The 24330-nt window shown below is 56.5% G+C and carries 27 protein-coding genes and 1 pseudogene; 10 read left to right on the top strand and 18 right to left on the bottom strand.

The window, feature by feature from the left end; translation table 11 throughout:
- From ACOSDM_RS11170 to ACOSDM_RS11190, 5 genes and pseudogenes are all read left to right on the top strand, one after another.
- Nucleotides 1-120: pseudogene (locus ACOSDM_RS11170) on the top strand (ISAs1 family transposase); the annotation flags it as partial.
- A 184-nt stretch (nucleotides 121-304) separates the two neighbouring features.
- Entirely contained in the window at nucleotides 305-1276 is a 972-nt protein-coding gene (locus ACOSDM_RS11175) for an NAD(P)-dependent oxidoreductase (RefSeq protein ID WP_420724610.1), read from the top strand.
- A gap of 17 nt (nucleotides 1277-1293) precedes the next feature.
- Nucleotides 1294-1605 carry a DUF2849 domain-containing protein gene (locus tag ACOSDM_RS11180; protein ID WP_420724611.1) on the top strand — a complete coding sequence of 104 codons (312 nt, stop codon included), beginning with the start codon at nucleotides 1294-1296 and terminating at the stop codon, nucleotides 1603-1605.
- Nucleotides 1605-3275 (top strand): nitrite/sulfite reductase, encoded by a 1671-nt coding sequence (locus ACOSDM_RS11185; RefSeq protein ID WP_420724612.1) that lies wholly within the window; start codon nucleotides 1605-1607, stop codon nucleotides 3273-3275. Before ACOSDM_RS11180 ends, ACOSDM_RS11185 begins: the two co-directional genes overlap by 1 nt.
- 19 nt (nucleotides 3276-3294) lie before the next feature.
- Nucleotides 3295-3798, top strand: a complete 504-nt coding sequence (locus ACOSDM_RS11190) for a DUF934 domain-containing protein (RefSeq protein ID WP_420724613.1) — start codon at nucleotides 3295-3297, stop codon at nucleotides 3796-3798.
- Nucleotides 3799-3802: 4 nt separating this feature from the next.
- Here the strand turns inward: ACOSDM_RS11190 and ACOSDM_RS11195 are convergent, their stop codons facing one another.
- From ACOSDM_RS11195 to ACOSDM_RS11225, 7 genes are all read right to left on the bottom strand, one after another.
- On the bottom strand, nucleotides 3803-4018 hold the full coding sequence (locus ACOSDM_RS11195) for a hypothetical protein (protein WP_420724614.1): 216 nt from the start codon (nucleotides 4016-4018) through the stop codon (nucleotides 3803-3805).
- Entirely contained in the window at nucleotides 4015-4761 is a 747-nt protein-coding gene (locus tag ACOSDM_RS11200; RefSeq protein ID WP_420724615.1) for a COG4280 domain-containing protein, read from the bottom strand. The genes ACOSDM_RS11195 and ACOSDM_RS11200 overlap by 4 nt, the downstream gene beginning before the upstream one ends.
- Nucleotides 4762-4790: 29 nt before the next feature.
- Complete coding sequence (locus tag ACOSDM_RS11205) at nucleotides 4791-5333, bottom strand: Chromate resistance protein ChrB (RefSeq protein WP_420724616.1); 543 nt, start codon at nucleotides 5331-5333, stop codon at nucleotides 4791-4793.
- A 52-nt stretch (nucleotides 5334-5385) separates the two neighbouring features.
- Nucleotides 5386-5922, bottom strand: coding sequence for a hypothetical protein (locus ACOSDM_RS11210; RefSeq protein WP_420724617.1), 537 nt, complete (start codon nucleotides 5920-5922; stop codon nucleotides 5386-5388).
- Between the two features lie 67 nt (nucleotides 5923-5989).
- Complete coding sequence (locus ACOSDM_RS11215) at nucleotides 5990-6820, bottom strand: isocitrate lyase/PEP mutase family protein (protein WP_420724618.1); 831 nt, start codon at nucleotides 6818-6820, stop codon at nucleotides 5990-5992.
- The gene (locus tag ACOSDM_RS11220; RefSeq protein ID WP_420724619.1) at nucleotides 6817-7392 is read right to left on the bottom strand and encodes a GNAT family N-acetyltransferase; all 576 of its coding nucleotides are present in this window, start codon (nucleotides 7390-7392) and stop codon (nucleotides 6817-6819) included. Before ACOSDM_RS11220 ends, ACOSDM_RS11215 begins: the two co-directional genes overlap by 4 nt.
- On the bottom strand, nucleotides 7385-7837 hold the full coding sequence (locus tag ACOSDM_RS11225) for a hypothetical protein (protein ID WP_420724620.1): 453 nt from the start codon (nucleotides 7835-7837) through the stop codon (nucleotides 7385-7387). Before ACOSDM_RS11225 ends, ACOSDM_RS11220 begins: the two co-directional genes overlap by 8 nt.
- 181 nt (nucleotides 7838-8018) lie before the next feature.
- Between ACOSDM_RS11225 and ACOSDM_RS11230 the strand changes: the two genes are divergently transcribed.
- Nucleotides 8019-8699, top strand: a complete 681-nt coding sequence (locus tag ACOSDM_RS11230; protein WP_420724621.1) for a helix-turn-helix transcriptional regulator — start codon at nucleotides 8019-8021, stop codon at nucleotides 8697-8699.
- Nucleotides 8700-8716: 17 nt separating this feature from the next.
- Here the strand turns inward: ACOSDM_RS11230 and ACOSDM_RS11235 are convergent, their stop codons facing one another.
- Nucleotides 8717-10132, bottom strand: coding sequence for a malonyl-CoA decarboxylase (locus ACOSDM_RS11235; protein WP_420724622.1), 1416 nt, complete (start codon nucleotides 10130-10132; stop codon nucleotides 8717-8719).
- Nucleotides 10133-10270: 138 nt separating this feature from the next.
- Here ACOSDM_RS11235 and ACOSDM_RS11240 point away from each other — a divergent pair, with 138 nt between their 5' ends.
- Both ACOSDM_RS11240 and ACOSDM_RS11245 read left to right on the top strand, forming a co-directional pair.
- Nucleotides 10271-11452 carry a CaiB/BaiF CoA transferase family protein gene (locus tag ACOSDM_RS11240; protein ID WP_420724623.1) on the top strand — a complete coding sequence of 394 codons (1182 nt, stop codon included), beginning with the start codon at nucleotides 10271-10273 and terminating at the stop codon, nucleotides 11450-11452.
- Nucleotides 11445-11780 carry a DUF1491 family protein gene (locus tag ACOSDM_RS11245; RefSeq protein WP_420724624.1) on the top strand — a complete coding sequence of 112 codons (336 nt, stop codon included), beginning with the start codon at nucleotides 11445-11447 and terminating at the stop codon, nucleotides 11778-11780. Before ACOSDM_RS11240 ends, ACOSDM_RS11245 begins: the two co-directional genes overlap by 8 nt.
- Nucleotides 11781-11786: 6 nt before the next feature.
- Here the strand turns inward: ACOSDM_RS11245 and ACOSDM_RS11250 are convergent, their stop codons facing one another.
- The 8 genes from ACOSDM_RS11250 to ACOSDM_RS11285 form a co-directional block, all read right to left on the bottom strand.
- On the bottom strand, nucleotides 11787-12833 hold the full coding sequence (locus ACOSDM_RS11250; protein WP_420724625.1) for a class I SAM-dependent methyltransferase: 1047 nt from the start codon (nucleotides 12831-12833) through the stop codon (nucleotides 11787-11789).
- A 15-nt stretch (nucleotides 12834-12848) separates the two neighbouring features.
- The gene (asnB, locus tag ACOSDM_RS11255; protein WP_420724626.1) at nucleotides 12849-14681 is read right to left on the bottom strand and encodes an asparagine synthase (glutamine-hydrolyzing); all 1833 of its coding nucleotides are present in this window, start codon (nucleotides 14679-14681) and stop codon (nucleotides 12849-12851) included.
- Nucleotides 14682-15203: 522 nt separating this feature from the next.
- A complete protein-coding gene (locus ACOSDM_RS11260; protein WP_420724627.1) occupies nucleotides 15204-15524 on the bottom strand; it encodes a hypothetical protein in 321 nt (106 codons plus the stop codon).
- Between the two features lie 137 nt (nucleotides 15525-15661).
- Nucleotides 15662-16414: a capsid assembly protein gene (locus ACOSDM_RS11265; protein WP_420724628.1), complete on the bottom strand. Its 753-nt coding sequence runs from the start codon at nucleotides 16412-16414 to the stop codon at nucleotides 15662-15664.
- Between the two features lie 15 nt (nucleotides 16415-16429).
- The gene (locus ACOSDM_RS11270; protein WP_420724629.1) at nucleotides 16430-16699 is read right to left on the bottom strand and encodes a hypothetical protein; all 270 of its coding nucleotides are present in this window, start codon (nucleotides 16697-16699) and stop codon (nucleotides 16430-16432) included.
- Nucleotides 16692-18395, bottom strand: a complete 1704-nt coding sequence (locus ACOSDM_RS11275; protein WP_420724630.1) for a portal protein — start codon at nucleotides 18393-18395, stop codon at nucleotides 16692-16694. Before ACOSDM_RS11275 ends, ACOSDM_RS11270 begins: the two co-directional genes overlap by 8 nt.
- Nucleotides 18396-18397: 2 nt before the next feature.
- Nucleotides 18398-18619, bottom strand: coding sequence for a hypothetical protein (locus ACOSDM_RS11280; RefSeq protein ID WP_420724631.1), 222 nt, complete (start codon nucleotides 18617-18619; stop codon nucleotides 18398-18400).
- A gap of 529 nt (nucleotides 18620-19148) precedes the next feature.
- Nucleotides 19149-19604, bottom strand: a complete 456-nt coding sequence (locus ACOSDM_RS11285) for a hypothetical protein (protein ID WP_420724632.1) — start codon at nucleotides 19602-19604, stop codon at nucleotides 19149-19151.
- A 357-nt stretch (nucleotides 19605-19961) separates the two neighbouring features.
- Between ACOSDM_RS11285 and ACOSDM_RS11290 the strand changes: the two genes are divergently transcribed.
- The gene (locus tag ACOSDM_RS11290; RefSeq protein WP_420724633.1) at nucleotides 19962-20603 is read left to right on the top strand and encodes a S24 family peptidase; all 642 of its coding nucleotides are present in this window, start codon (nucleotides 19962-19964) and stop codon (nucleotides 20601-20603) included.
- A 52-nt stretch (nucleotides 20604-20655) separates the two neighbouring features.
- Nucleotides 20656-21504 (top strand): branched-chain amino acid aminotransferase, encoded by an 849-nt coding sequence (locus tag ACOSDM_RS11295; protein ID WP_420724634.1) that lies wholly within the window; start codon nucleotides 20656-20658, stop codon nucleotides 21502-21504.
- 7 nt (nucleotides 21505-21511) lie between these two features.
- Here ACOSDM_RS11295 and pyrC read toward each other — a convergent pair whose 3' ends face one another.
- Together pyrC and asnB (ACOSDM_RS11305) are read right to left on the bottom strand one after the other, a co-directional pair.
- Entirely contained in the window at nucleotides 21512-22549 is a 1038-nt protein-coding gene (pyrC, locus tag ACOSDM_RS11300) for a dihydroorotase (RefSeq protein ID WP_420724635.1), read from the bottom strand.
- A complete protein-coding gene (asnB, locus tag ACOSDM_RS11305) occupies nucleotides 22546-24315 on the bottom strand; it encodes an asparagine synthase (glutamine-hydrolyzing) (protein ID WP_420724636.1) in 1770 nt (589 codons plus the stop codon). Before asnB (ACOSDM_RS11305) ends, pyrC begins: the two co-directional genes overlap by 4 nt.
- Nucleotides 24316-24330: the final 15 nt, after the last annotated feature.

Here is a 24330-nt window from a genome sequence, read left to right on the forward strand (position 1 = left end):
CGCAAGCTCGCCCTCAACATCATCAAAGCCAATGACGACAAAGGCTCCATCAAGGGCAAAATCAAACGCGCCGGATGGGATGATGCCTTCCTCACAAAGCTCTTCGCTCATATGCGATAGCCCTGCCCCTTGAGGGGGGGAGGGAGAATAGAACCATCCCACCTGCCAAACACTTAATCCCACTATTCATACTTAAATTATAGGATCTGACTGGACAATTCACTAATTCACACTTATATTTTGTCTATAACATTATTCACACATTTATAAGTGTGAATTAACGCGAAACGAAAGCGACTGTATCATGGACGTATTTCCGTCCTTTTGGCGCCTGGAAGGCAAAGCAATCATCGTCGTTGGCGGTGGTGATGCTGCTTTGCGTAAACTGCGCCTGATCGCCCGGACTGCGGCAAAGATTAATGTTTTCAGTCAGGCCCCTGCTGTCAGTGACATTCAAGAAATGGCAGCTACAGGTCGGGTCACGTTGCATTACCGCGCCCTAACCGATCAGGATATCGCAGAAAATGCAGCCATTGGCATTGTCGCGACCGATGATGATGCAGAGGCTGAGGCCAGCGTCGCGCGACTGCGCGCCCATCGGGTGCCGGTCAATGCGGTGGATCGTACAGAAATGTGCGACTTTCTGATCCCCAGCATCGTGGACCGCAATCCGGTGATCATCGGTATCGCCACGGGCGGTGCCGCCCCGATCCTGGCGCGGTCGGTACGCGAAACGCTGGAAGCCATCCTGCCTTCTCGCCTGGGGGCCCTGGCGGCATTTTCCCAGCGGTTTCGTCGCGCAGTCACTGCCACAATTTCGGAAGGCCCCCTGCGCCGCGCCTTTTGGGAGCGATTCTTTGACGGCCCCATCGCGCAACAGGTTCTGGAGGGCGATGACAGCGGCGCGAATGAAGCCATGCTGACTGCGTTGAATGGCCGTGATGTGCATCACCAGGTCGATGGTCACATCACCATTGTGGAACTTTCTCCCAATGAACCAGATCTGTTGAGCCTGCGGGCGCTGCGCAAGTTACAGCGCGCCGATATCCTGTTGCACGATGCGCAATTTGGGGCATCCGCACTGGAACTGGTGCGCCGGGATGCCGACCGCCTGATCACCTGCAGCCCGGCCGATGCCCTGCACCGTGCTGAAATAGCGCGAAGTGCCGGCAAGACAGTTGTTGTCCTGGCCTTGCCTGGCCAAACCGCCAATACCCGTTACGAAACCCTGCGGCATGGCAGCGCCGATCCGCTGCCCCGCGCTTTAAGCGCCTGATACAAGAGGAAATCACCATGAGCCTGAAAGCCATTACTGCAAATCGTTTGATCGATGGCATCGCCGTCTGGCTGACCCCCACTGGTCGCTGGAGCGAGAGCGTTTATGACGCACGGGTTGCAGAGGACGCCGACAGTCTGGCCGCAATGGAAGCCATCGCCGCACAAGCGACAAAGGCTTGCACCGTTGTGGACGCCTTGCCGATTGATGTGAAATTGGAAGATGGCAAGCCCGTCCCCACCAAAAACAAGGAACGCATTCGTGCCCTGGGTCCAACCGTACGTCTGGATCTGGGCAAACAGGCAGACAGCCTTGGAAAGGCCGCATAATGTACCGGTATGATGAATTTGATGAAACACTTGTAAAGGAACGCGTCGCCCAGTTTCGGGGCCAGATCGCACGTCGCCTGTCGGGTGAGTTGACAGAAGACGAGTTCAAGCCGCTGCGGCTGATGAATGGTCTGTATCTGCAGATCCACGCCTATATGCTGCGCGTCGCCATTCCCTATGGCACCTTTAATGCGAAGCAAATGCGCATGCTGGCCCATATCGGGCGCAAGTATGACAAGGACTATGGCCATTTCACCACCCGCCAGAATATTCAGTTCAACTGGATCAAACTGGAGGATACCGCCGATATCCTGGAGGATTTGGCGAAGGTTGAAATGCACGCTATCCAGACGTCGGGCAACTGCATCCGCAACACCACCGCAGACCCCTATGCGGGTGCGGCCGTGGATGAATATGAAGACCCGCGCATCTGGGCAGAGGTGATCCGGCAATGGTCCAGTTTCCATCCGGAATTTTCCTTCCTGCCGCGCAAGTTCAAGATTGCCGTCACCGGTGCGCCCAATGACCGTGCCGCCGTACGCGTACACGATATTGGCCTGACGATTAAGAAAAATGACGCCGGTGAAACAGGCTTCGAAGTCATGATCGGTGGCGGTCAGGGGCGATCCCCCTTCATTGCCAAAACGGTCAGTGACTTTGTGCCCAGGGACAATCTGCTGTCCTATCTGGAGGCAATCCTGCGGGTCTATAACATGCTGGGCCGGCGCGATAACAAGTATAAGGCGCGCATCAAGATACTGGTCCATGAAGTTGGCATTGACGAAATCCGCCGCCTTGTTGAAATCGAATGGGCGAACCTGAAAAAGGAAACCAGCGTCGATCTTCCCGCCGAAGAACGCGATCGCATCGCCGCCTATTTCCGTGCCCCGGATTTTGAGGTCCTGGCGGATACCGATACCGGGTACGAGGCCCGCCGGTTTGAAGACCGCGACTTCCGCCATTGGGTGCGCAGCAATGTCGTTACCCATCGCCAGCCAGGCTATGCCATCGTCAATATCTCCCTGAAGCCCACGGGCGGCATTCCGGGTGATATTTCCGGCGATCAAATGGATGCCGTCGCTGATATTGCTGATGCCTATGCACTGGACAGTGAAATCCGCGCAACGCTGCAGCAGAATCTGGTTCTGCCCCATGTGAAGCTGTCGGACCTGCCTGCCGTCTATGACAAGCTGGTCGCAGCCGGTCTGGCCACAGGCAATATCGGGCTGGCGGGCGATATTATTGCCTGTCCGGGCCTGGATTACTGCAACCTGGCCAATGCGCGCGCGATCCCCATCGCACAACAGATTTCCGACCGGTTTGCAGATCTGAACCGGCAATACGATATCGGCAATCTGGAGATCAAGATTTCCGGCTGTATCAATGCCTGTGGTCATCACCATGTCGGCCATATCGGCATTCTGGGCGTCGATCGGAAAGGGGAAGAGCATTATCAGCTGACCCTTGGCGGGCGGGCCGATAATGCGGCTGCCATTGGGGACATCACCGGCCCTGGTTTCAGTGCGGATGGCATCATCGACGCGGTTGAGAATGTTGTGGAGACCTATCTGTCGCTGCGTCAAGACCCCGCGGAACGGTTCATTGATACCCTGGAACGGGTGGGTCACACCCCGTTTAAGGAAAACCTGTACGGCCCTAAAGCCGCCTAACCCATAGAAAGTGAAGACAATGGCCCTGATTAAAAATGGTACCCAAGTGTCAGATCAATGGTTGGTTGCTGCGGATGACACTCCTGTCCAGGCAGACATTCCAACCATCGTTTCCTATAAACGCTTTCTGGCAGAACGTGACACGCTGGTGCGCAGCCGCGCGGAACTGGGCGTGAAACTGGTTCCAGGCGATGATGTATCCGCAATTGCCGCAGACCTGCCTCGCCTGCAAGTGGTGGCCCTGGACTTCCCAAAATTCACCGATGGACGGTCTTATTCCGCCGCGCGCCTGCTGCGTCAGCGCTATGGCTTCCAGGGTGAAGTCCGCGCCACGGGGGATGTCCTGCGCGACCAATATCTGTTCATGAAGCGCGCAGGTTTTGATGCCTTCCAGGTAAAGGACGGCGCAGAGGCTCAAGGCTGGATTGAGGCGATGGGCGAACTGTCCCACTATTATCAACCCGCCGCCGACGGCACGCCTGCTGTCTGGGCTCAGCGTCGCGCCATCGCTGCTGCCGAATAGGCCGTTACTTCGCTTTTAAGGCAGACCGGCGCACGCTGCCGATCACGACCAGCAGACAGCCGACCAACAGTACAGCCCCGCCGATCAACGGATCGAGCGGGGTTAGTTCTGTAATTACCGCAGTCCCCGCGGCAACAGCTAATACCGCCATGGACAGCCAAATATCGCCCATAAACATGCTGTAGAGTTCTTCAGCGACGTCTTTCAAAATGGTGATCATGCGACCGCTCCCTTAATCCGTTTGGCCATGGCGGCAGCCATCAATCCAACCGCCAGGAACAGGGCCGCAAATACAAACAGGGCCAAATCCGCGCCCGGCCATTCCACGCCCAACCCTTCACCGGTCCAAAACACGCCAAAGGCGGACAACATCACACCAACACCGAATTTCAGCGTATTCTCCGGCACCTTCGACAAGGGACGATGCAACACCGCACCGACAGCCAGCACCAGAACACAGGCAGCCGCCGCGCCCAGGCTGGCGGAGACCAACAATCCACGCCCCGCACTGACCGCAATAACGACAAAGACAACCTCCAACCCTTCCAGCAGGACGGCCTTGAATGCACTGATTCCACCGATCCAGTTTAAGGATTTCTGATGACGCTTGGATTCCTCATCCAACAAGGCAGCTTCCTTCTTAAAGATCGCATCCTCGTCATGCAGCGGCATCACACCGCCTGCCCGCAAGGCCGCTTTACGCAGCCAGCCAATGCCGAACAACAGCAGCAGAATTCCGATACTCAGTTGCAAAACATGAATTGGGACCTGATCCAATAGGGGCCCCAGCATCAAGACGATCAATGCCAGTACCGCCAAAGCAGCCCCGGTTCCCAGGATCGCTGGGCGCCAGCCACGCAACGTGGCAACAACCAGCACAATCGTAAAGGCCTCAACTACTTCCACCACCGACGCCAAAAAGGCCGCCCCGATGGCTGTGGTTTCCGCGGATGTTATCATCATGAACGCATACCCCCAAGAGTTGTAGATGGTCACAGGTTTTCTTCATGCGCCTCAAAGACACGTTTGGCATAGTCATCCAACAGGGCCTCACACCCTTTTAACCGACGTCCGGCCTCCCCAGCCTGCGCGGCCCCATAAAAATCCAACGCTTTGATCTTTTCCAACCAGCCCTGTAATTTCTTCAGGTCGACATCATTCTCTTCCAATTCAGCATAAGTATAGTGATCCGCCGCGATCTCCTTTGCGATCTCGCGTTCAAAATCATCACATTTGTCGATGAATTCTTCATAGGCATCGTCCCGGTCCGCCTTGAACCGGGCAACAACCTTGTCTTCTTGCGCCTTGTCCAGGGCCAGCGTCTCCAGGATAACGCAGTCCCCCTTCATCTCAGCAATGTCGTTTTCCAACATTTTCAATCGCCGCACATGGCTGTCGGTCTTGGGCAGCAGGCAGACGCCATTCTGCAGATAAACCGCCCCCAGACCCTTTAGCTTACGCCAGAGGGCAATGCGCTTCGATGCGGGCTCTGCCGGCACTTTATAGGTTAGGAGCAGCCATGAGATATCAGTCATGCAATAATTATAATGTTACAGCCGTTACATTTCAATAGATTTATTTCGAACTCTATATCGGCAACCGGGTTGCCGCGACACGACCGAATATACCCAGCGCCCGGGTCGCCCGGCTGACAGCATTCAGATCGGATCGTGCGACCCCCTGGGCAAGATAGTCCTGCCATTCGGCGATTCTGTTCCGTGGCTGTGTCACGGTTGTCATGGAATAACCCCGCCCTGTAGGCCCGCGCAGCAGCAAGGCCTGATCGCTTCGGGTGATGACATGACCGGCGACCAGCATATCGGTCATATCAATCATATCATGCAGCGCCAGTGACCGTGGGTCATAGCGGTCGCCAATCATAAGATAGGTGGCTTCAAGGCTGGGCGTAACGCGGTCATAATCGTCGCCAAAAGGGCCCAGTGGCGGCGGATCTGGCAAGCGGTCCTGATGGCGACCAGCCTTGCCTGCAGCCCCAGCCTTACCGAGACTCATCGAACGCTTGATGGGTCGACTGTGACCCAGCATCGGGGTCCCGGTTTCTCCAAACAGGGTTGTAGCAGACCCATCGTCGCGGATCGGTTCTAAAAAGGATGTTATCTTCATTTTACAGGCCTCCAACCAGCATCAAATCTGGTAAGAGACATGTAGCAAGAGACGTGCCAGCGATAATTTATGGCGATTTACGGAAATAGCGCTCAATCGCCGCAAACCCGGCCGCATGGGCCGAAAAGCCAAAGCTGCCTTGTTCCTGAATTTCCTGCGCCGCCGCCAGCAAGGATCCATAGGCCAGACGGGCGAAGGCCGACCCAATGCTGATCCGCTTGACGCCAGCCTGTTTCAACGCGTCCAGGTCAAAGGTGGCGCCCGGCATTCCCATCACAACATTGACCGGTCGTGTGACGGACTGACACACCGTGCGGATACTATCCAGGTCCGTCAGACCCGGCGCATACAGGACATCCGCCCCGACCGCCTCAAAGGCCTGCAATCGGCGGATCACCGCATCCAGATCTGGCCCGCCCCACAGAAAGCTTTCACAACGCGCGGTCAGGATAAAGTCTGGCGAGATCGCATGCGCTGCCTCCACCGCTGCGGCCACCCGTTCTACAGCCAGCCCTTGATCAAAGATCGGGTCGGCGCGATCCCCGGTATGATCTTCAATGGAGCAGCCCGCCAAACCAATTTCCCCGGCCAGAGTTACGGTTTCAGCAACCCCGTCTGGCGTATCGGCAAAACCTTTTTCCAGATCTGCCGATACCGGCAGCGGCGTTGCATCCACCAGCATCCGACAGTGATCCATCACTGTGTCGCGCGTGCTTTCCCCTTCACAGACCCCCATGGAAAAAGCCATGCCAGCGCTGGTCGTCGCCAGGGCTTGAAACCCAAATCCGTGCAGTATTCGCGCAGACCCAACATCCCAGGGATTGGGAATCACAAAGGGGATATCCTGCTTGTGCAGGGCCCGGAAAGCCGCACGCTTTTCTTCACAATGATTGCTCATGTCAGCATCCTTCTCATAATGGGCCGTGTTTCAGACGGCCTAGCCACTTCCTGATACCCTGCCCTGCGGAAGGCGGCAGCAAGTCCTGTCCAGGCATAAACGGCCGGATAATTGGGAACAGAAGGATCGACCGGATAGCCTTCTACCGCCGGGCCACCGCGGCATTGAACAAAATCCGCCGCACCATTCAACAATTTCACCGACAGGCCCTGCCGCCGGTGGCTCTTGGCAATTGTCAGGCAAGACACGGACCAGACCGGAAGGTCATCCAGCGGTTTGAACAGGCGCGACCGATCCAGATAGGGGTAGGCCGGACGGGGCGCAATCGCGCACCAACCGACCGCCTTGTCCCCATCAAAAGCCAGCAGCCCCGGCGGATCGGTTTCAAACAATGCCTTCAGCGCCTCGCGATTACCCTCTCCTTTCCCCGCATCAAAGCTTTTGCGATCCAATCGCCACAACATGCACCAGCAGCCCCCGGAACCGCCTTGCTTTGGCCCCATCAAATCAACAAAAGCGTCCCAAACATCCGGTCCCGCCTCTCGCAATTCTATCGTATCTGAATTACCCATCTGCCTGTTTCCAGTCCCCCGTCGTATTCCACCAGCGGTGCGGGTTGTTGCGATCATCCAACCCTTTTGAGCGGCTGACCAGAGTGTCCTGAACCTTTATAACCGGTTCCTGATAGCTGTGTACCTGAAACACCGCTTCGACCACTTGCTCCAGAATATTCTGATCCGGTGTCAGATCGAAACTGACTTCGACCACGCCGGGGCGCTCCCGCACTACGCTTTCAGCTCCCGCTGCGGCCCCGTCCAGCGGCCGATACCGCTCCGTACCGGCAGCCGTGGCATAAGCATTGTTATCATAGGGGCCCTGCCTCAAGGGCGTGACGGCGGTGACATGCTCCATAATGCGTGCAATGTCTTCCGCGGGGGCCTGAATGGTGACAGTCCAGAATCTCAACATACAAACCGAATGGGTCTCAAATGCCGATAACAGCCTGGATTCAGTCATGACTGCCCCCTAAAAAGGTCAGGGTTTTCATGGAAAATAACACTTTCATGCGCGTCGCGTTTCATCTCAATGTCTCCTTGGTTACGAAAACTTTTTTGTCCGTCCCGAAAGATAATCAGATTACTGCTGACAACAGTATGTCAGCAGTGGTGCTATAGTCCCTGAATTGAGGAGACTATGAGTGAGCAAGTCAGGACGCCTGTTTGAAATCATCCAGATTCTGCGCGCGGCTGATCGTCCATTAACGGCGCAAGCCATGGCCGATGGGTTAGAAGTCACGAAACGCACAGTGTATCGGGATATCGCTACGCTTCAGGCGATGCGGGTTCCAATCGAAGGAGAAGCAGGGATCGGTTACATCATGCGGCCTGGCTATAACTTGCCGCCCCTGATGTTTGATGCGGAGGAGATGGAAGCCATTGTTGTTGGCCTGGCCATGTTAGGTCGCACACAGGATCATGGACTGCTGCGCGCGGCAGAACGGGCAAGCCGCAAGATATCATCTGCCATCCCGGAGCATGCGGGTCCATTGGCGGACCGTGCCCTTTATGCCTCTAACTGGAATGCGATTCCAAAATCCGATACCGATGCACGATTTTTCCGTGAAGCATTACGCGAGGAGGACCGTCTTTCAATCGCTTACACAGATGCCCAAGGCACAGAAAGCACCCGAACGATCCTGCCACTGGCAATTATCTATTACATCGACGCGATCGTTCTGGCCGCCTGGTGTCAGCTGCGCGAGGACTTCCGTCATTTCCGGCTTGACCGGATCACCAGGGCAGACCGTCTGAACACCCCGTTCCATGACTGCGCGGCCAGCCTGCGCCAAAAATGGCGCGACACGACAAATCTGACTTAAAGAGGCGCTTTACCCCACTACAGCAGGGCCTTCACCGCGCTGGAATAGACCACGGTGCCATCGCTGGAGAACCGTTCATGGTTCCGTTCAATATCGCCCAGACGATAGAGATAATTCACCATCATCCCGGCGGATTGTTCAATGCCCTTGGGGGATGTATCGCCCATCCAGTTGATCCGCTCGACCTGGGATCCATTCTGCAGATGGAACCGTGCGACCGGATCCAGCGGCTGGGTACCACGCTTCTCTTCCACCAGATAGCGGGCGCATAACCGGGTCAGGGGTTCTTTCAAGGCGGCAACCAAATCGTCATCCTGGGTCCAGGAGGGATCAGACAGAATCTTCATCAGATAGCCTTTGGTCGCGGTTTCGCCGGTCACATCCTTCAACCGGCGGCGATCTTCCGCCGTCAGGATATTAGGCAGGCCGTCCGCCACCGCCTTTTCCAGCCATTTGCGGAATCCCGGAATGGGCGACAGGGTAGAAAATGTCTTCAAATTTGGCAGATCCCGTCGCAGGTCATCCACCACCCGCTTGATCAGGAAATTCCCAAAGCTGATACCGCGCAACCCTTTCTGCGTATTGGAAATGGAATAGAAGATCGCCGTATCGGCCTTTTCCGGATCCCCGGTCGGGGCCGCTTCATCCAGCAGTTTCTGAACATTGCCAGACAGGCCGTTGACCAGAGCGACTTCGACAAAGATCAACGGCTCTTCTGGCATGCGCGGATGGAAAAAGGCGTACAGCCTGCGATCCGATTCCAGGCGGTTTCGCAAATCCTCCCAGGATCGGATCTCATGGACAGCCTCATATTCGATCAGCTTCTCCAGCAAAGAGGCGGGAGAGTTCCAGGAAATCGTCTGCATTTCCAGGAAGCCGATATCGAACCAGCTGACCAACAAGGCCTGTAGACTGGAATCCAACGGTTTCAGATCCGGTTCCTTTGACAGGAAGGACAGGATATCGGCCCGCATATCCACCAGAAATTTCACCCCTTGCGGCAGTGCGTTGAACTGCATCAACAGGATGGTGCTGGCTGGGGTCAGGGCGTTTCTCAACGCTTCTTCCGCCTTATAGCGGGCAGCATCATCCCCCGCTTCTTTCCACCCCTCCAGGGCCTTATCGATGTCTTCTGGATTGGTGCCAAACTCTTTCGCCAGGACCAACAGAAACCGGCGGCGTCCATCCCGGCTCAGTGACAGATAGGCCTGGCCCAGGGCCGCGGCGCGTTTGCGCGCGGAAACCTCACCGCCCTTGCGTTCCAGACATGCCGCCATTTGCTTGCGAACGACTGTCAGGTCACGCCCTTCGAGATCCGGCTTCAGGGCCTCAACGCTCTCCGTTCCAGCGAGATCATCCCAAACGTCCCGCAAACTGGCCAGCGTCCGGGCGAAAAAACCAGTCTCTTGTCTAACAACCAGGGTCGTGCTCATTGCTCTGTACCTTCACACTGTCGCATTAATTCTATTGGATATGGCCTGGAAAAAAGACGGCGCAACCGGCATGGTACAAAAGAGTATGATCTATCCGATAAAAAATCGATTAAATTTGCATTTCTGTAGGGAGTCCCCGTGAACGCCATTCCTGAAACCCCCTCCGACAAAGGACCTTTGGCGGGTCTGATGATTATTGATATGACCCGCGTTCTGGCCGGTCCTTACTGCACGATGATGCTGAACGATCTGGGGGCCCGGGTGATAAAGGTAGAATCGCCAGAAACCGGCGATGATTCCCGCAGTTTCGGCCCTTTCATAGAGGGTGTTTCCGCCTATTTCCTGAGCCTCAATCGCGGCAAGGAATCAATCGTCATCAACCTGAAAGACCCCAAGGACCGCGCCATATTCGACGCCTTGATCAGGAAGGCCGATGTGCTGGTGGAAAACTATCGCGGCGGGGCCATGGCGCGATTGGGTTATGACTGGAATGCGCTGCATGCGGCCAACCCTAAACTAATCTATGCGGCTATTTCAGGCTTTGGTCAGACCGGTCCCTATAAGACAAAACCTGCCTATGACATGGTTGTACAAGGCATGGGGGGCGTGATGTCGATTACCGGCCATCCAGGCGGCCCACCAACCCGCGTTGGCACCTCTGTTGGCGATCTGACAGCCGGCCTGTTCGCTTTGGGCGCCATCAATGCCGCTTTGTATGAAAGGGAGCGCACAGGCCTGGGCCGCATGATCGATGTCTCCATGCTCGACAGCCAAATCGCGATTTTGGAAAATGCTGTTGCACGCTACGCCGTCACCGGAAAGCCACCCGGTCCATTGGGCGCCCGGCATCCCTCCATCACCCCCTTCGAAGCCTATGAGACACAAGACGGTCATCTGATCATCGCAGCAGGCAACAATAAGCTATTTACCGATCTATGCTCTGGATTGAACCGACCCGACTTGGCCACTGACCCAAGATTCCTGACCAATTCAGATCGTGCTGCAAATGTGGATGCCCTAAAGACCGAATTAGAAACCAGCCTGAAAACCAAACCAACTGCGCATTGGCTAGACGTCCTGGATGCGGCGGGCGTCCCCCATGGGCCTATTAACAATGTTGAACAGGCCCTGAATGACCCACAGGTCCGCGCCCGCAATATGGTGGTTCATATGAGGGACCCGGATGGCCCCGACCTGATGATGGCGGGCAATCCCATCAAGATATCTGGTGTCGCAGACCCACCGACGCGCCCTCCTGCACCCAAGCTGGATGCCGACAGGGCTAAGATTCTGGCCGAACTGGGCCTGACGGATGAGTGATGATCGCCTGCCAACCGCCCTTTGGGTTCAGGCCGGGCTGGCGCAATGCAGCGGCCAGGGAATCTCCGCCATGGTCCTGCACAAGGGTGATCCCCATACCGGCGTGGTGCTGGTCAAAATCGCCACCCTGGACGGGGCCTGTCGACTGTTGACGCAACAGCGTGATATGGAGGGTAAACTGCGCTGGGTCGATGCCCTGCCCAAAGACCCGACCCCCAGCGAGACCGACGCCGATGCCTATATCACCCGCACCAGTGCCCGCGATCCGGACCTGTGGGTCATCGAAATTGAGGATCGGAATGGAGCCAATCCATTTGATCCAAAGTAATCACTTCTAAGCCAGCTTGGTTGCCAGAATGCGGATGTCGGCCTCGCCAAACTTTTCGGCGGCATAGGGGTCGGCATCGGTGACATCCAGATCGGTATCGAAGCCGCCGATCAGGCGTTTGAAATCCCCAAAGCCGATGGCTTCCAACCGCCCCGTGATATTGGCCCAACTGGTGGCGCGATACACCGCCTTCAGCCCATCGCCCAAGTGATAGCGTTTGTTGATGGAAAAGCCGAGATGGGCCAGGTGATCCTGAACCAGTTTCGCTGGCACATCGGCCAGGATCTGAACGGAGACATGGAACAGGTCGCGGGCAATTGATCCTTCTCCTTCCGTATAAATCCAGGCGATCCCGCCGGGCTTGAGCAAGCGCTGCATTTCGCGGTAGGCGCGGTCTTCGTCATCCAGATGATGGAACACGCCATTCTGAACAGCCGCATCAAAGCTGCCGGACTCTTCGGGCACATCATAGACCGTACCATGGATAAAGCGCAGACGGCTTTCCGGGACACCCAGATTATCGCGCGCGGCTTCGGCATAGCGGATGCTGTCTGATCCATAATCGACCCCTACGACTTCCGCCGCCCCCGCATTCAGCAGGGCATGATCAAAATTGCCATGACCACAGCCCATATCGACGATGCGCATGCCCTCAAAGGTACCCTTTTCCAGCCCGTTGAAGCGCAGGCGCTCATCATAACGGGTAATCCGGTCGCGATACTGATCCGCATCGAATTGTGTCCACAGCGATTGGAACAGGTCCTGGTGTTCCTCCTCCATCGTCTGCTCCCGCGGATCGTGATCCAGCGGCAGCCCGCCATCGCAGAAAGCAATCTTTCGCGCGGCCTCTAAATCCCCAATGGCGCGCTCAACCAGGGCATGGGTCAGCGCAAAAGGATGTTCCGACAGTGCCTGATCATATTGCAAGGCCTCCCAGCCCATATTCATGCGGATCAGCGCCTCAATCCGCGCCAGGGCCATGAACCGTGTCCGGGGCAGGTCAGCGGCCAGACGCTTCAAGTCTTGCAGGCGGGGCAGATATGTCTTTTCCATGAGGCCTAATTCCCTTTAGCGTGGATCAACACTGGTTTCAAAAAACAAACGGGCGGACGTCAGGCAGAATAGGAAATTGTCCATCCCCTGACTGTCTGTTTCAGGGTGCAAAAGCCGGGCCACGGAATCGCGATCAACGATGTCCCACAGGGCGCTGTCGGCCAATAGCCGGTCCCGAACATCCTGTGCCCGCCTGTCCAACAGAGAGGCAATCGGCGCATTGAAGCCCAGCTTCTTCTTCAGTCTCAAGATTTCCTGTGGCACGAGTCCCTCCCCCGCTTGGCGCAACAGCGCTTTTGAATAACCGTCCTGAATCAGATGCTGTGATGGGACGGTCAGCATGAAATCCACCAGACCACGGTCCAGATAGGCACCGCGATTTTCGATGGAATGGGCCATATAGTGGCTGTCATGGGCCCAGGTCAGCACGGGCACGGATTCCCGCAGCAATTCATTCAGCATCCGGTTGCGCAGCAGATCGGGGCAATAAGATGCCTCCTCAAAGTCTCCCGCCACCGGCGCGATCAGATAATCCGCCACTTGGGGCGCGTTGAGATGCACATGTCCACGCTGGCCCGGATGATCGATAAAGGCGCGCGGATTGCGCAACAGCGGATTGCGCACATGTTGACCAAAAGATGCCTGCCATTCAGCGATCAAATCGTCAAAATCAGCGCGCTCCGCCTGCCCGGCCAGCCAGAAAAGATAATGATCGTAGTAACCGGCAAAAATCTCATCCGCGCCATTGCCATTGATCAGCACCTTATAGCCCGCTTGGGCTACGGCCTCTGACAGAAACCCATCCAGATACATGCCCAGCGACGGGACGGGACCATCATAGGCCAGGCTCATCCGCGCCAGACGATCCAGAAAGCCATCGCTGGAAACACGGGTTTCATGGTGGGGCGTGCCCAGAGCGGTCGCGGCGGCACGGATGGCGGCACTTTCATCATAGTCGCGGTCCGCCTCCAGCATCGAAAACGTATGCAATTGCTGGCCATGGCGATGCACCGCGATCCCGGCCAGAACATTGCTGTCAATGCCGCCACTCAGGCTGATGGCAATAGGGACGTCTGATCGTAACCGAATGCGAATGGCGCGGTCGATTTCTACGGCCGCCCCCTCTGCCGCCTCCCCCGCCGTCATTGCAACGGGCGAAAATTTTGGCGTCCAGTAAGGCTTAGGCTCCCCTGCACCCGATTGAGTTATCCAGGCGACCTGACCTGCGGGGAAGGCCGTGACATCCTGAAAGAAGCAGGTCTGGTCCCGAAACAAGGCGCGATAGCCATGGGCCAGAAAGCGATGAACCTTTTCTGCATTCACTGTGAACCCTTCGCCGGTCAGGGCGGCAAGCTGTTTGATCTCTGACGCGAAATACAGACCGTGGGAACAGCGATGCGAATGTAACGGCTTCTCCCCAAAGCGATCGCGCGACAACAGCAGCCGACCGCCGTCCCGTGGGTCCAGCAGGGCAAAGGCCCACATCCCCTCCAGGCGATCCAGCGCCGCCTCTCCCCAGGCCAGATAGGCCTGCAACAGCACTTCTGTATCGCTGTGGGTGCGGAAGGAATGACCCAGCGCAATCAACTCGTCGCGGATTTCCAGATAGTTATAAATCTCCCCATTGAAGACCAGCACACAGCCATCGGCTTCAAAGGGTTGGGCAGATCGGGGATCGGGATCGATGATGGCAAGGCGGGTATGCAGCAGAACAACGGTCGAATCCGACAGGGCAATCACTCGCTGGCCCGACCCGTCCGGTCCGCGATGGGCCATGGAACGCAAGGTCCGCGCCCGCGCATCTGCATCGGGCGGCTCACTGCCGATATAGCCCGCAAGGCCGCACATATCAGGCGACCCCTGTATAGAAGGGTGAAATCACTTCAGTCATCATCCGGCCTTCTGCCGCTTTTAAAGACGCTTTAAGACAGGTTCTTTCTGAACCTTGAAACATTTATATCGGAAATGGAGTGCGCGGTCTACACTTAGCACTTGCCGCCCTGGACCCCGGATCAAGTCCGGGGTGACGAAGCATTAGCCAAATGCACTCTCACCCTGTGGAGCGCAGCGTCTCGAAGGGTACGCCCGCTGTAAGCACTAAACTTACAGCCCATCCTTCGAGACGCGGCGGTGCCGCTCCTCAGGATGAGGGAAGTGCGGATGGTGAAAAACCACCGTCATTCCCGCGAAGGCGGGAATCCAGGGCAGCCCGCATAAATCCTGACTGCCGCCCTGGACCCCGGATCAAGTCCGGGGTGACCACAAAAAGTGATTGTATCCATTTTTCAACAGCCAACCCCGATGAGCGGTGGGGCCTGTCCGGGCAAAGTCGCTGCCGGTCCACCGCCCATCGGTGTTGTCTTTCCCCGATCAGACAGCCGGTGCGCTGCCTTCCGGGTAAAGCTGCTTGAAGCCCTCGCTGACGGCATTCAGGACCTGTGGGTCCCGGTCGCGCCAATAGCGAGGATCGCGCATCATCTGGCGGAGTTGTTCTTCCGCATCCGCCTTCCCCTTTGGATCATCGTTGACGAGCAACGGGCCCAGCAATTCGCCGATTTCCGGCCCGAAGGCCTTGGCCAGCAAAATCGCCGCCCGAGGCGTGATGATGGAATCCAGTTCCGCCAGTTCCGCCTGGGTAAGAGATTGAAGGCCATTGGCGATCACCTGGACCGAGTGGTTATTGTTAAACATGATACTGTCATTCCTTTCGAGTGGTTGAGTAAGTGCGACCGCGATTGTCTTCCATGGCTGAAGGTCTCTTCAGATGGACACGCCCCCACCTGCGATCGCAGAAATCAAACGGGGGCGCGAGAGCATCATCCCGGCGATCAGGCACCGTCGGGATAGAGTTGCTTGAAGCCGTTCTGAACCTTGCGGGTCAGGGCCGGGTCGTGATCGCGCCAATAGCGCGGATCATTCATCAGGCGCTTCAACTGTTCCTCGCTCAGCGGCTCGCCGCGATCCCCGCCCTTGGTCAGGCCCGGCTCGTCCCCGGCGGCCATCATGCGATGCACTGCCATGACCCCATCAAAGCTGGAACACAGAGAGTTGAAAGCATCGCCCGGCAGGTTCTTCTGGCCCCATTTTCGCATCTGGCGACGGATTTCCTTCCATCGCTCCGGACCGCCGAAATGCGCTTCCAATCGGGCGGAGTCACCAGCCCCGCGGGCGGCCTGCACGACCTCCACGATCAGAGGGGCCAGCTTTTCTGCTGCCAGGTCATAGACAAGTTGCACCTGAGCCTCGGTAAAGCCTGCGCGATGCAGCACAGCCTCCATCTCCAGATCCCGTTCCAGATAGTCTTCCAGAATATCGATGCGGTATTGTTCGGGGGTGTCGGGTACGCCCAGGGCTTTCAACATGGCGGCCTGATCCAGTTCCAGCGCGGGGCCATTATCCCCCCCCGGTGCCTGTCCCTGGCCCAGTTTGCGTTCCAATTCCTGATAAGACCGCAGTAGGGTGGTGACATTAACCTCCCCCGTTTCTGGATCCTTGAATTTTTGCGGAATGTTTATATCCGCAGCCGTCCCTTGCGAGGGGGATTGCGCTGGTTTAATCGCTGTTTCAGTTATTTTATTCATGATTTGTTCCCTTTGTTAAGAAAATCCGCGACCGCGATCGATCAGGGACTGGATGTGAAGGACAAGGCAGCGTTGCCCGTCCATGTGACGCAGGGCAGCATCCGTGCTGTTTGGTCCAAGCGCCCGGTCCAAAGTCAATCCCCGCAAATGCGACAGGACCAGTTCCCCCTCCGCCCCGGCGAAACATCGGGCGAAAGCGCGCTCTATCCTGACCTTCAAGTCCGGGTCGCCGGTGCTCCCGATGGGGGTCAGGGCTCCCCAGCCCGTCTGTTTTGGATCAGACATTGCCACCCCCCGATTTTGCCGGCCCCGCCATTGCCGGTATCGGTCCGGGGATTGCGGCGTTTGGATCAACGGCGGCTTGAGCCGCCCCCGCCAGGCCACTTAAAGCGGCTGTTGGATCGCTTCCACCAGCGGCCCCCGCCAGCGGCCCCAGCATCTTGCCCAGCCCAGCCAAAGGATCTGCCCCTGCATTCGCCTCCTTATCTTGCGCTATGGTCATTTCTTCCGGTGTGCGCAGCAACGTGTCAGGAATACGGAAGGATTTGGCCAGCCATCGCGCGGCTTCCTGTGGTTTGACGATCTGGGCGGCTTCCGGGCCAAACAGACCGATCATCTCAAACCATTGCATGGCTGATTGCGCTTCTGCCCGACGACGGTGCAAGGCGATGGGGGACACGATCTGCAAGTCAACCTCGTGACCATCCAGCACGATATCTGGAATTTCACCCCGTCGACGCAAAATGGAGACAGCGCGCCGAACAAGAGGGAACATCAATTCTGCCTGTAACCGACCATAGGTTGCCCCCAATTGACGCGCCATTTCTGCGGATCGTTCCAACACTTCCGTCGCGGTCATTTTGGGTGCGTTCACCTGGCCCAGTTTATCAGCCAGCAGGCTGGCGCGAATGCGTCCGCGCATATCGTCCAGCATCAATGTCGATACATCGAAATTACCCGGCGCAGAGAGTGGGGTCAGACCACTGGATCCAACCGCTTTTGGTATGATCGTCCCTGGCAATAATTTTACCGTTGCAGGGTTCAACACGCCGTCATCATCGGCCTGCCAGATGCCCGTCACGGCGATGGTGGCATTCTTCAGTACCAGTTCAACGACCTTATTGGCGGTTTTTATATCCGGCAGGGCTTTCATTACGGGGGAACGCCCATAGATCTCACCAGGCGCTTTCATCCAGCGAAAATTGATAAACGGTGATGCCGGGAAACTCCCTTGAGCCAGTTCAGTGGCCCGATCCGCCGTGTGGGATCCTTCTGTCAAAAGCGCACGATACGTATAGCCGCGATCCGGATCGGGAATAACCGCCTCCAGCACGGCATATTTCTTATCCCCCTGATCTGTTTCGCCAACTGCCTGATCGGTGATCACATCTGCTTTGGGAAACCGCGCCTTCAGTGCTTCTTCCGTAAACTCGCTGCGCCGGAAACTGATATCCAGCAGCCCGGTTGGCCCTTCCTCCAACACCGCCTCCCCCAAGGGAACAGCCGTGAAACGAAAGGCTGTCGACTCTCCCAGCGCGGCCTCTTCAAACAGCAGGCAAGCTGTGCCCACCGTCACGAGGTCCAGATAGCATTGGTGAATTTCAACGGCGAAGTTGGACCGGTCGAAATGACGCTGCAACGTTGCCGACGCTTCTTCCAATGGGCCCGCAATCCGCATGGCGTCCTGTGCAGGAACGTCAGGACCGGGTACCAGATCAAACCAGCGGCTCCAGGGCGGCGTCAATTCCGCCATTAGACTGGCTGCTAACTGATCCACCGCATCCGGGGCCGTGCCATCAAACAACTTGTCCGTCTTTTTCTGGCCCGGAACAGTCTCCGACAGAGCCCCATCCCGCTGAGGCATGGCATAGTCGTAACATTCGCGCCAGTGACCTTCCCAGGCCGAGCGGCGGGCTTTCGCCCGTTCGAACCGGCCCAGGATGGAGTCAGCCGGCATCGTTTCAAGCGATGTGACTGTCATATCTATTCCCCAAGGTAAGTTTTGCCGGGCTTGGTCGTACCCGATGTTGAAGCAGGCGTCAGAACGCCCCGAAATCCAGTTTCAACGGTGCCGCTGCGGCCACGACGACGGCGCTCCAGTTCCTCCACCCGACGATCCCGTTCCTCCAGGGTCGGGTCCTTTTCCGGTAACGGTTCAGCCGGAACAACCGGTGGCGGTGTTGGTGCACTTGATGAAAAACCCATTTTAGACTCCCTTTGTTCTTTTTCAGTGTTACGCGCAACCGCCTAATAAATATCGCCCCGGTCACGCGATAGGGCATATGCAGATCATTCAGATTTACTCTTGCGGGTTAAAATATTACATTGCTATCTTATGTTGTCAATATGTTTTTCTTAAGGTGAACAAAAAGCTGATACGGTGTCCAGATTCGATAGCTGATCAGGCCTAAGGTTCGCTTGACAGCTTCGGTGCAGGTGTAGGGCATGACACTGATCTCAGCGTTGGGGCTGCGGTTCGTATGGGTCAATTGACACCGATATCCATTCTGATGAAGCGTCACCAAGTAATCGGCCAACCCTTTAAGATCCAACACAGAATGTGAGAGTTTATTTGATATTGGATCAACAAGAACCCAATAAGGCGGGGCGGCAGAGATCGCTATGCAATGGCGAAACCCTGGCCGCAACCATCGCAGAAACGAAAAACTGGTCCGGTTCGTATAGGCAATGATCACGGCCCGTCTCAAGGGGATTTGTCCGGTCGGTTTATTCACTATATGTTCCTTTCAAAACAAGAAAAATCAGACCTCATTCCGATACCCTGTTTAAACCCGGTATGGGTTTTGCCGGTCGCCGAGTTCGCCCAGGGGGATATCTTCACAATTCCTTTTTCCTGCAGGGGCCCAGTCAGCTTTCCCAATGCCTGTGACCAATAGCGCTCATCCTGAACTTCCTCCTGGATGCGCGGATCCGGCGGGCATTCCGCCGCCCCGTATCGACACAAGGCACCAAATTCATAGCCACTCAATACACCCGCGCGACGCAGGCGGCAGGCCACAGAAATCACATCCCTTGGCTCACATGGTTTTGGGATATCTGATTCATGTGCGGTAAGGCTGCCCCCACCGACCCCATGGCGTGTGATAAAGGCGGCCCATAGCCACGCCTCCTGCGCTGTATCAAATGCCACACCCTGTGAAACAACAGTCGGGCGCGGGATGAGTCGCATTCGCGTCATCCAATCCTCCATTACAAATTTTATGGACTTTGCAGTTCCAGACAGGCACCAGATCGTATTACTAGAAATTTTTATGGTCAACCACAAAAAGGGGCAATTTAGTCGATTTTCTTATTTTAACTAACTTATGTTCTTTATATAATTAAAAAAATTAAATTTTATGAGATCTTTCTATGTGTAATTTAAACTGATTTCGACCATTACAGCATTGGCCGTGCGACCAAACTGTATGTATCCCCGCCATTCGTTCGAAAATTGTTTTTCTTGAGGTTTAGAATAATCCCGATTAAATGGATTTAATAGATCGCAAGTTTGAAAACAATTAATTTGCCCGTTTAGGAAGGACATATGAAGCAAAAAGACATTTGGCTGGGGATTGATCACCTTGCGGATCAGGTTGGGGTGTCGCCCGCCCGTCTTGCGCGCATGGCTGGGCTGGATCAGGCCGTATTCAGTGCAGGTCGCCGTCGGAAACCAAATGGGGAGCTTCGCTGGCCTTCCATGGACAGCCTGGCAAAAGTTCTGGATGTGGCCGGCGTTTCCCTAGGCGATTTCGTGAATTACATGCATGGCGATCCCGCGACCAGATCAGGGTTCAAACTGCCCACGCTGCCCTTGGATAAGGCTGCCGATGACCAGAATTATGATGATGATGGATTTCCTACAGGGGCCGGTTGGGATCTTGTCGAATTCCCGGACGTACAAGACCCCCATTGCTTTGGCCTGCACATAAAGTCCGATCACTTTGAACCCGTCTATCGTGCGGGTGACCTGCTGGTTTGCGCACCGGGAATCAGTGTTCGGCGGGGGGACCGTGTGGTCTATCGCTTTAAGAACAGCCTGACAGGTCACGCCGGGCTTTTCATCGGAACGTTGCTGCGGCAAACTCCTTACACCATTGATATCGCACCTCTGAATGGGGGGGATATTGAAACCATCCAGGCACAGCATGTTCTGTGGCTTACGCGCATCGCCTGGGCCCGTCAGTAATGGATTTTGGCCCTTTGCGCCGAATTCCTCATCACAGTGAAGGACCAATAGAATGACAACAACCACCGCGATCACCTATGTCGATGGCAAATGGGTCGATGCCAATGCCCCTTTGTGGAATTCCATGTCCCATGGTGTTTGGCTGTCTTCTATGATTTTTGATGGCGCGCGTGCCTTTGAAGGCGTCACGCCCGATCTGGACCTGCATTGCCAGCGTGCAGTGCGATCTGCGGGAGCCCTGGGTCTACGCGCCACGATGGATGCGAAGAAGATTGAAGAAATCGCACGCGAAGGCGTTGCCCAGTTTTCATCTGATACTGCCCTGTACATCCGCCCGATGTTCTGGGCAGAGGTTGGCTTTGTCGCACCAGACCCGGACTCGACGAAATTTGCACTGACGGTCAACCCTCTGCCGATGCCGGGCACACAGGGCTTTTCCGCCTGCCTGTCAACGCGGCGTCGGCCAATGCCCGATGCGGCACCTACAGACGCAAAGGCGTCCTGCCTGTATCCCAATGCGGGGCGCGCGCTATTGGAATGCCGCGCCAAGGGTTTTGATAACTGTGTCATGCTGGACCCGCTGGGCAATGTCGCGGAATTTGCCACGGCCAACCTTTTCATGGCGAAGGATGGTGTTGTGAAGACACCCGTTGTGAATGGCACCTTCCTGAACGGCATCACCCGCCAGCGCGTTATCAAATTATTGCGGGATCGGGGGGAAACCGTGCTGGAAACCCGCCTGACCGCCCAGGATTTGATTGAGGCGGATGAGATTTTCAACTCAGGCAATTATGGCAAGGTCATGCCGGTCATTCGCTATGAGGATCGCGACCTACAGCCCGGGCCGAAATTCAAACTGGCCCATGACCTATACTGGGAGTTTTCCCACAAAAAGGCATAGTCGGTATCTAGACAACCGCCCAAGGCAGCGTTTCCCCGGCGTGATAGGGCAGGATCGTGTCACCGCCAGTCGTCACGACATCCGGCACGGTCCAGCCGGTTTTGCGCAGGGTTATCTTTTCCTCATTAACCGGCAGACCATAGAATCTGGGCCCATTCACGCTGGCAAATCCTTCCAGCTTGTCCAGGGCTCCATCGGCCTCGAACATTCCGGCATAGACCGACAATGCGCCCGGCGCGTTATAGATCCCGGCACAGCCGCAGGCGGCTTCTTTCGCATGAACCGGATGCGGTGCTGAATCCGTTCCCAGGAAAAACCGGGGATTGCCGCTGACTGCCGCGGCCCGAACCGCCTGGCGATGCTCCTCCCGCTTGGCGATGGGCAGGCAATACAGATGCGGGCGAATGCCCCCCCGGAAAATATCCGTGCGATTGATTTCCATATGATGCGGCGTGATCGTGGCGGCCAGATGGTCCCCGGCAGTGGCAACATAATCAACCGCCTGGCGCGTGGTGATATGTTCCAGTACGATCTTCAAATCCGACAGACGATCCATCAAGGGTTTCAGCACCCGTTCGATGAAAACGGCTTCCCGGTCAAAAATATCAATTGCGGGATCTGTCACTTCCCCATGGACCAGCAGCGGCATACCAATTTCTGCCATCCGTTTCAGTGTCGCATCCACCTTGCGGATATCGCGCACACCGGCATCTGAATTCGTTGTCGCGCCCGCTGGATACAGTTTCACCGCCGTCAAATCGCCTGCCGCATGCCCTGCTGCCAGATCATCCGGGTCCAGCGTTTCTGTCAGATAGGCTGTCATCAAGGGTTGGAAATTAGAACCCGGCGGACAGGCATCCAGAATACGCTGACGATAGACGCGTGCCGCCGCAGCGGTGGTTACAGGCGGCACCAGGTTTGGCATTACAATGGCACGGCGAAACACGGATGCGGTGGCCGGAACCACGGTCTTCAGCATATCCCCATCGCGGAAATGAATATGCCAGTCATCCGGTCGGATCAGATTGAGTGTGTCTTGTGTCATGTCGCCTCCAACGCCTCAAGAATTGTCGCCGAATGTGTGTCGACCCGCTGTATCCAAGCCTTATGCCACAGAGCATAAAATAACAGAACCCAGGCCGCCTGCCCCTCACGCTTTTTACCCGCCGCCTTGAACAGGGCGATCACGCGATCAGGGTGGGCGATTTCTGCAATGCAGTCCTGGCGGGCGACGGCTGCGCCCAACCGGGCGGCATCTGACTTAATCCAGGCGCCGACCGGCACCGTGAACCCGCGCTTGCGGGCAAAGGCATCAGCTTCCGGCAAATGCTGATCCAACCATTGTCGCAATATCCACTTGCCGCGTCCTTCACGAATTTTCAAAATATCGGGCAGGCGAAACGCCGCCTGGGCCACAACAGGGTCTAGGAATGGGGTGCGCCCCTCCAGCCCATGGGCCATCAAACAGCGGTCCAGCTTAACCAGCAGATCATTGGGCAGCCAATCCTGACAATCCGTCGCCTGGGCGGCCTGCAGCCGGTTCAGCCCATCCATGCTGTCGGTTGCTTCCCGCCCTGCAATGCTGTCACGCCAGGTAGAGGAGACGTCGCGCAAAACGCCCAAACGATCAAACACACCCTTACCTCGGATGGATTTCCCCCCCATCCACCAGGGGCGCAGAACCGATCTATAGCGACCATATCCCCCGAAAAGTTCGTCACCCCCCTCCCCGCACAACACGACCTTTAAATCCTGCGCTGCGCGCTCTGCCAGGGCCCAACTGGGCAAGACCGCATAATCTGCTGTCGGGTCATCAATGGCCGCCGCGATGCGTGGCAGCAATTGATTGAAATCCTTCTGTCCGAATGAAACTTCTTCATGCTGTGCGCCCAGGCGTTTGGCGAGCATGCGGGCATGGCTGCGCTCATCCTGCACGGTGGTTCCATCGAACCCTGCGGTGAATGCCACAACGGGGGCATCATTCAAATCCGCCATGATCCGCAGAATGGCGCTGGAATCGATCCCGCCGGACAAAAACATGCCATAGGGCACGTCAGATCGTTGATGAACCCGAACGCTGTCTCTCAATGCATCATCCAACCGGGCCAGCGCTTCCGCTTCGGTAATCGGTTCCGGCCCGCCCTGGGGGAGTGCTGGCAGTCTGTGGCGTTCAACAATCCGGCCCTGGCGCACGATCAATGTCTCGCCCGGCAGGACGCGTTTTATGCCTTTCAAGGGGAGATCCCGTCCACAGGAAAACTGTAACTGCAAAAAGGTATCTCGGGCTTCATCATCCAGCATTGGATTAATCAATCCCGCTTTGATCAGCGCGCCCGGTTCAGACGCGAAGGCAAAGGCGCTGGGCGTCTCAATATAATACAGGGGTTTGATACCAAACGGATCCCGGCTGAGAACCAGGCTGCCCCCCGCTGTCGGGTCATGGATCGCAATGGAATACATGCCACGCAGCGCCTTGGCATATTGCACCCCGTCCCGGCGATACAGGAACAGGGCGGCCTCGCAATCCGACGCGGTGCGAAACGGCGTATCTGGCATCGCCGCTTTTAATTCGATGTAATTGTAGATTTCGCCATTGGCAACCAGGGCCGCACGGCCCGGCTCATACAGCGGCTGATCCCCGGTGGTCAGATCGATAATTGCCAGCCTGGTCTGCAACAATGCCGTATCGCCAGCAATATGACGGCCACTGCCATCCGGGCCACGATGCCCCAAGGCCGTGATCAAGCGATCCAGGACCGCATCTTTGGGCGCGGACCCATCCCGCATCATAAGGCCAGCAATGCCGCACATATACTTCTATCATGC

The organism is Hwanghaeella sp. LZ110, from assembly GCF_048892525.1.
Classification (GTDB): domain Bacteria; phylum Pseudomonadota; class Alphaproteobacteria; order UBA8366; family Aestuariispiraceae; genus Pacificispira.

Bases quoted from the DNA above. Each gene is read 5' to 3' on its own strand.
- ACOSDM_RS11175 (WP_420724610.1), top strand. From the start codon at position 305: ATGGACGTATTTCCGTCCTTTTGGCGCCTGGAAGGCAAAGCAATCATC.
- ACOSDM_RS11180 (WP_420724611.1), top strand. From the start codon at position 1,294: ATGAGCCTGAAAGCCATTACTGCAAATCGTTTGATCGATGGCATCGCC.
- ACOSDM_RS11185 (WP_420724612.1), top strand. From the start codon at position 1,605: ATGTACCGGTATGATGAATTTGATGAAACACTTGTAAAGGAACGCGTC.
- ACOSDM_RS11190 (WP_420724613.1), top strand. From the start codon at position 3,295: ATGGCCCTGATTAAAAATGGTACCCAAGTGTCAGATCAATGGTTGGTT.
- ACOSDM_RS11195 (WP_420724614.1), bottom strand. From the start codon at position 4,018: ATGATCACCATTTTGAAAGACGTCGCTGAAGAACTCTACAGCATGTTT.
- ACOSDM_RS11200 (WP_420724615.1), bottom strand. From the start codon at position 4,761: ATGATGATAACATCCGCGGAAACCACAGCCATCGGGGCGGCCTTTTTG.
- ACOSDM_RS11205 (WP_420724616.1), bottom strand. From the start codon at position 5,333: ATGACTGATATCTCATGGCTGCTCCTAACCTATAAAGTGCCGGCAGAG.
- ACOSDM_RS11210 (WP_420724617.1), bottom strand. From the start codon at position 5,922: ATGAAGATAACATCCTTTTTAGAACCGATCCGCGACGATGGGTCTGCT.
- ACOSDM_RS11215 (WP_420724618.1), bottom strand. From the start codon at position 6,820: ATGAGCAATCATTGTGAAGAAAAGCGTGCGGCTTTCCGGGCCCTGCAC.
- ACOSDM_RS11220 (WP_420724619.1), bottom strand. From the start codon at position 7,392: ATGGGTAATTCAGATACGATAGAATTGCGAGAGGCGGGACCGGATGTT.
- ACOSDM_RS11225 (WP_420724620.1), bottom strand. From the start codon at position 7,837: ATGACTGAATCCAGGCTGTTATCGGCATTTGAGACCCATTCGGTTTGT.
- ACOSDM_RS11235 (WP_420724622.1), bottom strand. From the start codon at position 10,132: ATGAGCACGACCCTGGTTGTTAGACAAGAGACTGGTTTTTTCGCCCGG.
- ACOSDM_RS11245 (WP_420724624.1), top strand. From the start codon at position 11,445: ATGAGTGATGATCGCCTGCCAACCGCCCTTTGGGTTCAGGCCGGGCTG.
- ACOSDM_RS11250 (WP_420724625.1), bottom strand. From the start codon at position 12,833: ATGGAAAAGACATATCTGCCCCGCCTGCAAGACTTGAAGCGTCTGGCC.
- asnB (WP_420724626.1), bottom strand. From the start codon at position 14,681: ATGTGCGGCCTTGCGGGCTATATCGGCAGTGAGCCGCCCGATGCAGAT.
- ACOSDM_RS11260 (WP_420724627.1), bottom strand. From the start codon at position 15,524: ATGTTTAACAATAACCACTCGGTCCAGGTGATCGCCAATGGCCTTCAA.
- ACOSDM_RS11265 (WP_420724628.1), bottom strand. From the start codon at position 16,414: ATGAATAAAATAACTGAAACAGCGATTAAACCAGCGCAATCCCCCTCG.
- ACOSDM_RS11270 (WP_420724629.1), bottom strand. From the start codon at position 16,699: ATGTCTGATCCAAAACAGACGGGCTGGGGAGCCCTGACCCCCATCGGG.
- ACOSDM_RS11275 (WP_420724630.1), bottom strand. From the start codon at position 18,395: ATGACAGTCACATCGCTTGAAACGATGCCGGCTGACTCCATCCTGGGC.
- ACOSDM_RS11280 (WP_420724631.1), bottom strand. From the start codon at position 18,619: ATGGGTTTTTCATCAAGTGCACCAACACCGCCACCGGTTGTTCCGGCT.
- ACOSDM_RS11285 (WP_420724632.1), bottom strand. From the start codon at position 19,604: ATGCGACTCATCCCGCGCCCGACTGTTGTTTCACAGGGTGTGGCATTT.
- ACOSDM_RS11290 (WP_420724633.1), top strand. From the start codon at position 19,962: ATGAAGCAAAAAGACATTTGGCTGGGGATTGATCACCTTGCGGATCAG.
- ACOSDM_RS11295 (WP_420724634.1), top strand. From the start codon at position 20,656: ATGACAACAACCACCGCGATCACCTATGTCGATGGCAAATGGGTCGAT.
- pyrC (WP_420724635.1), bottom strand. From the start codon at position 22,549: ATGACACAAGACACACTCAATCTGATCCGACCGGATGACTGGCATATT.
- asnB (WP_420724636.1), bottom strand. From the start codon at position 24,315: ATGTGCGGCATTGCTGGCCTTATGATGCGGGATGGGTCCGCGCCCAAA.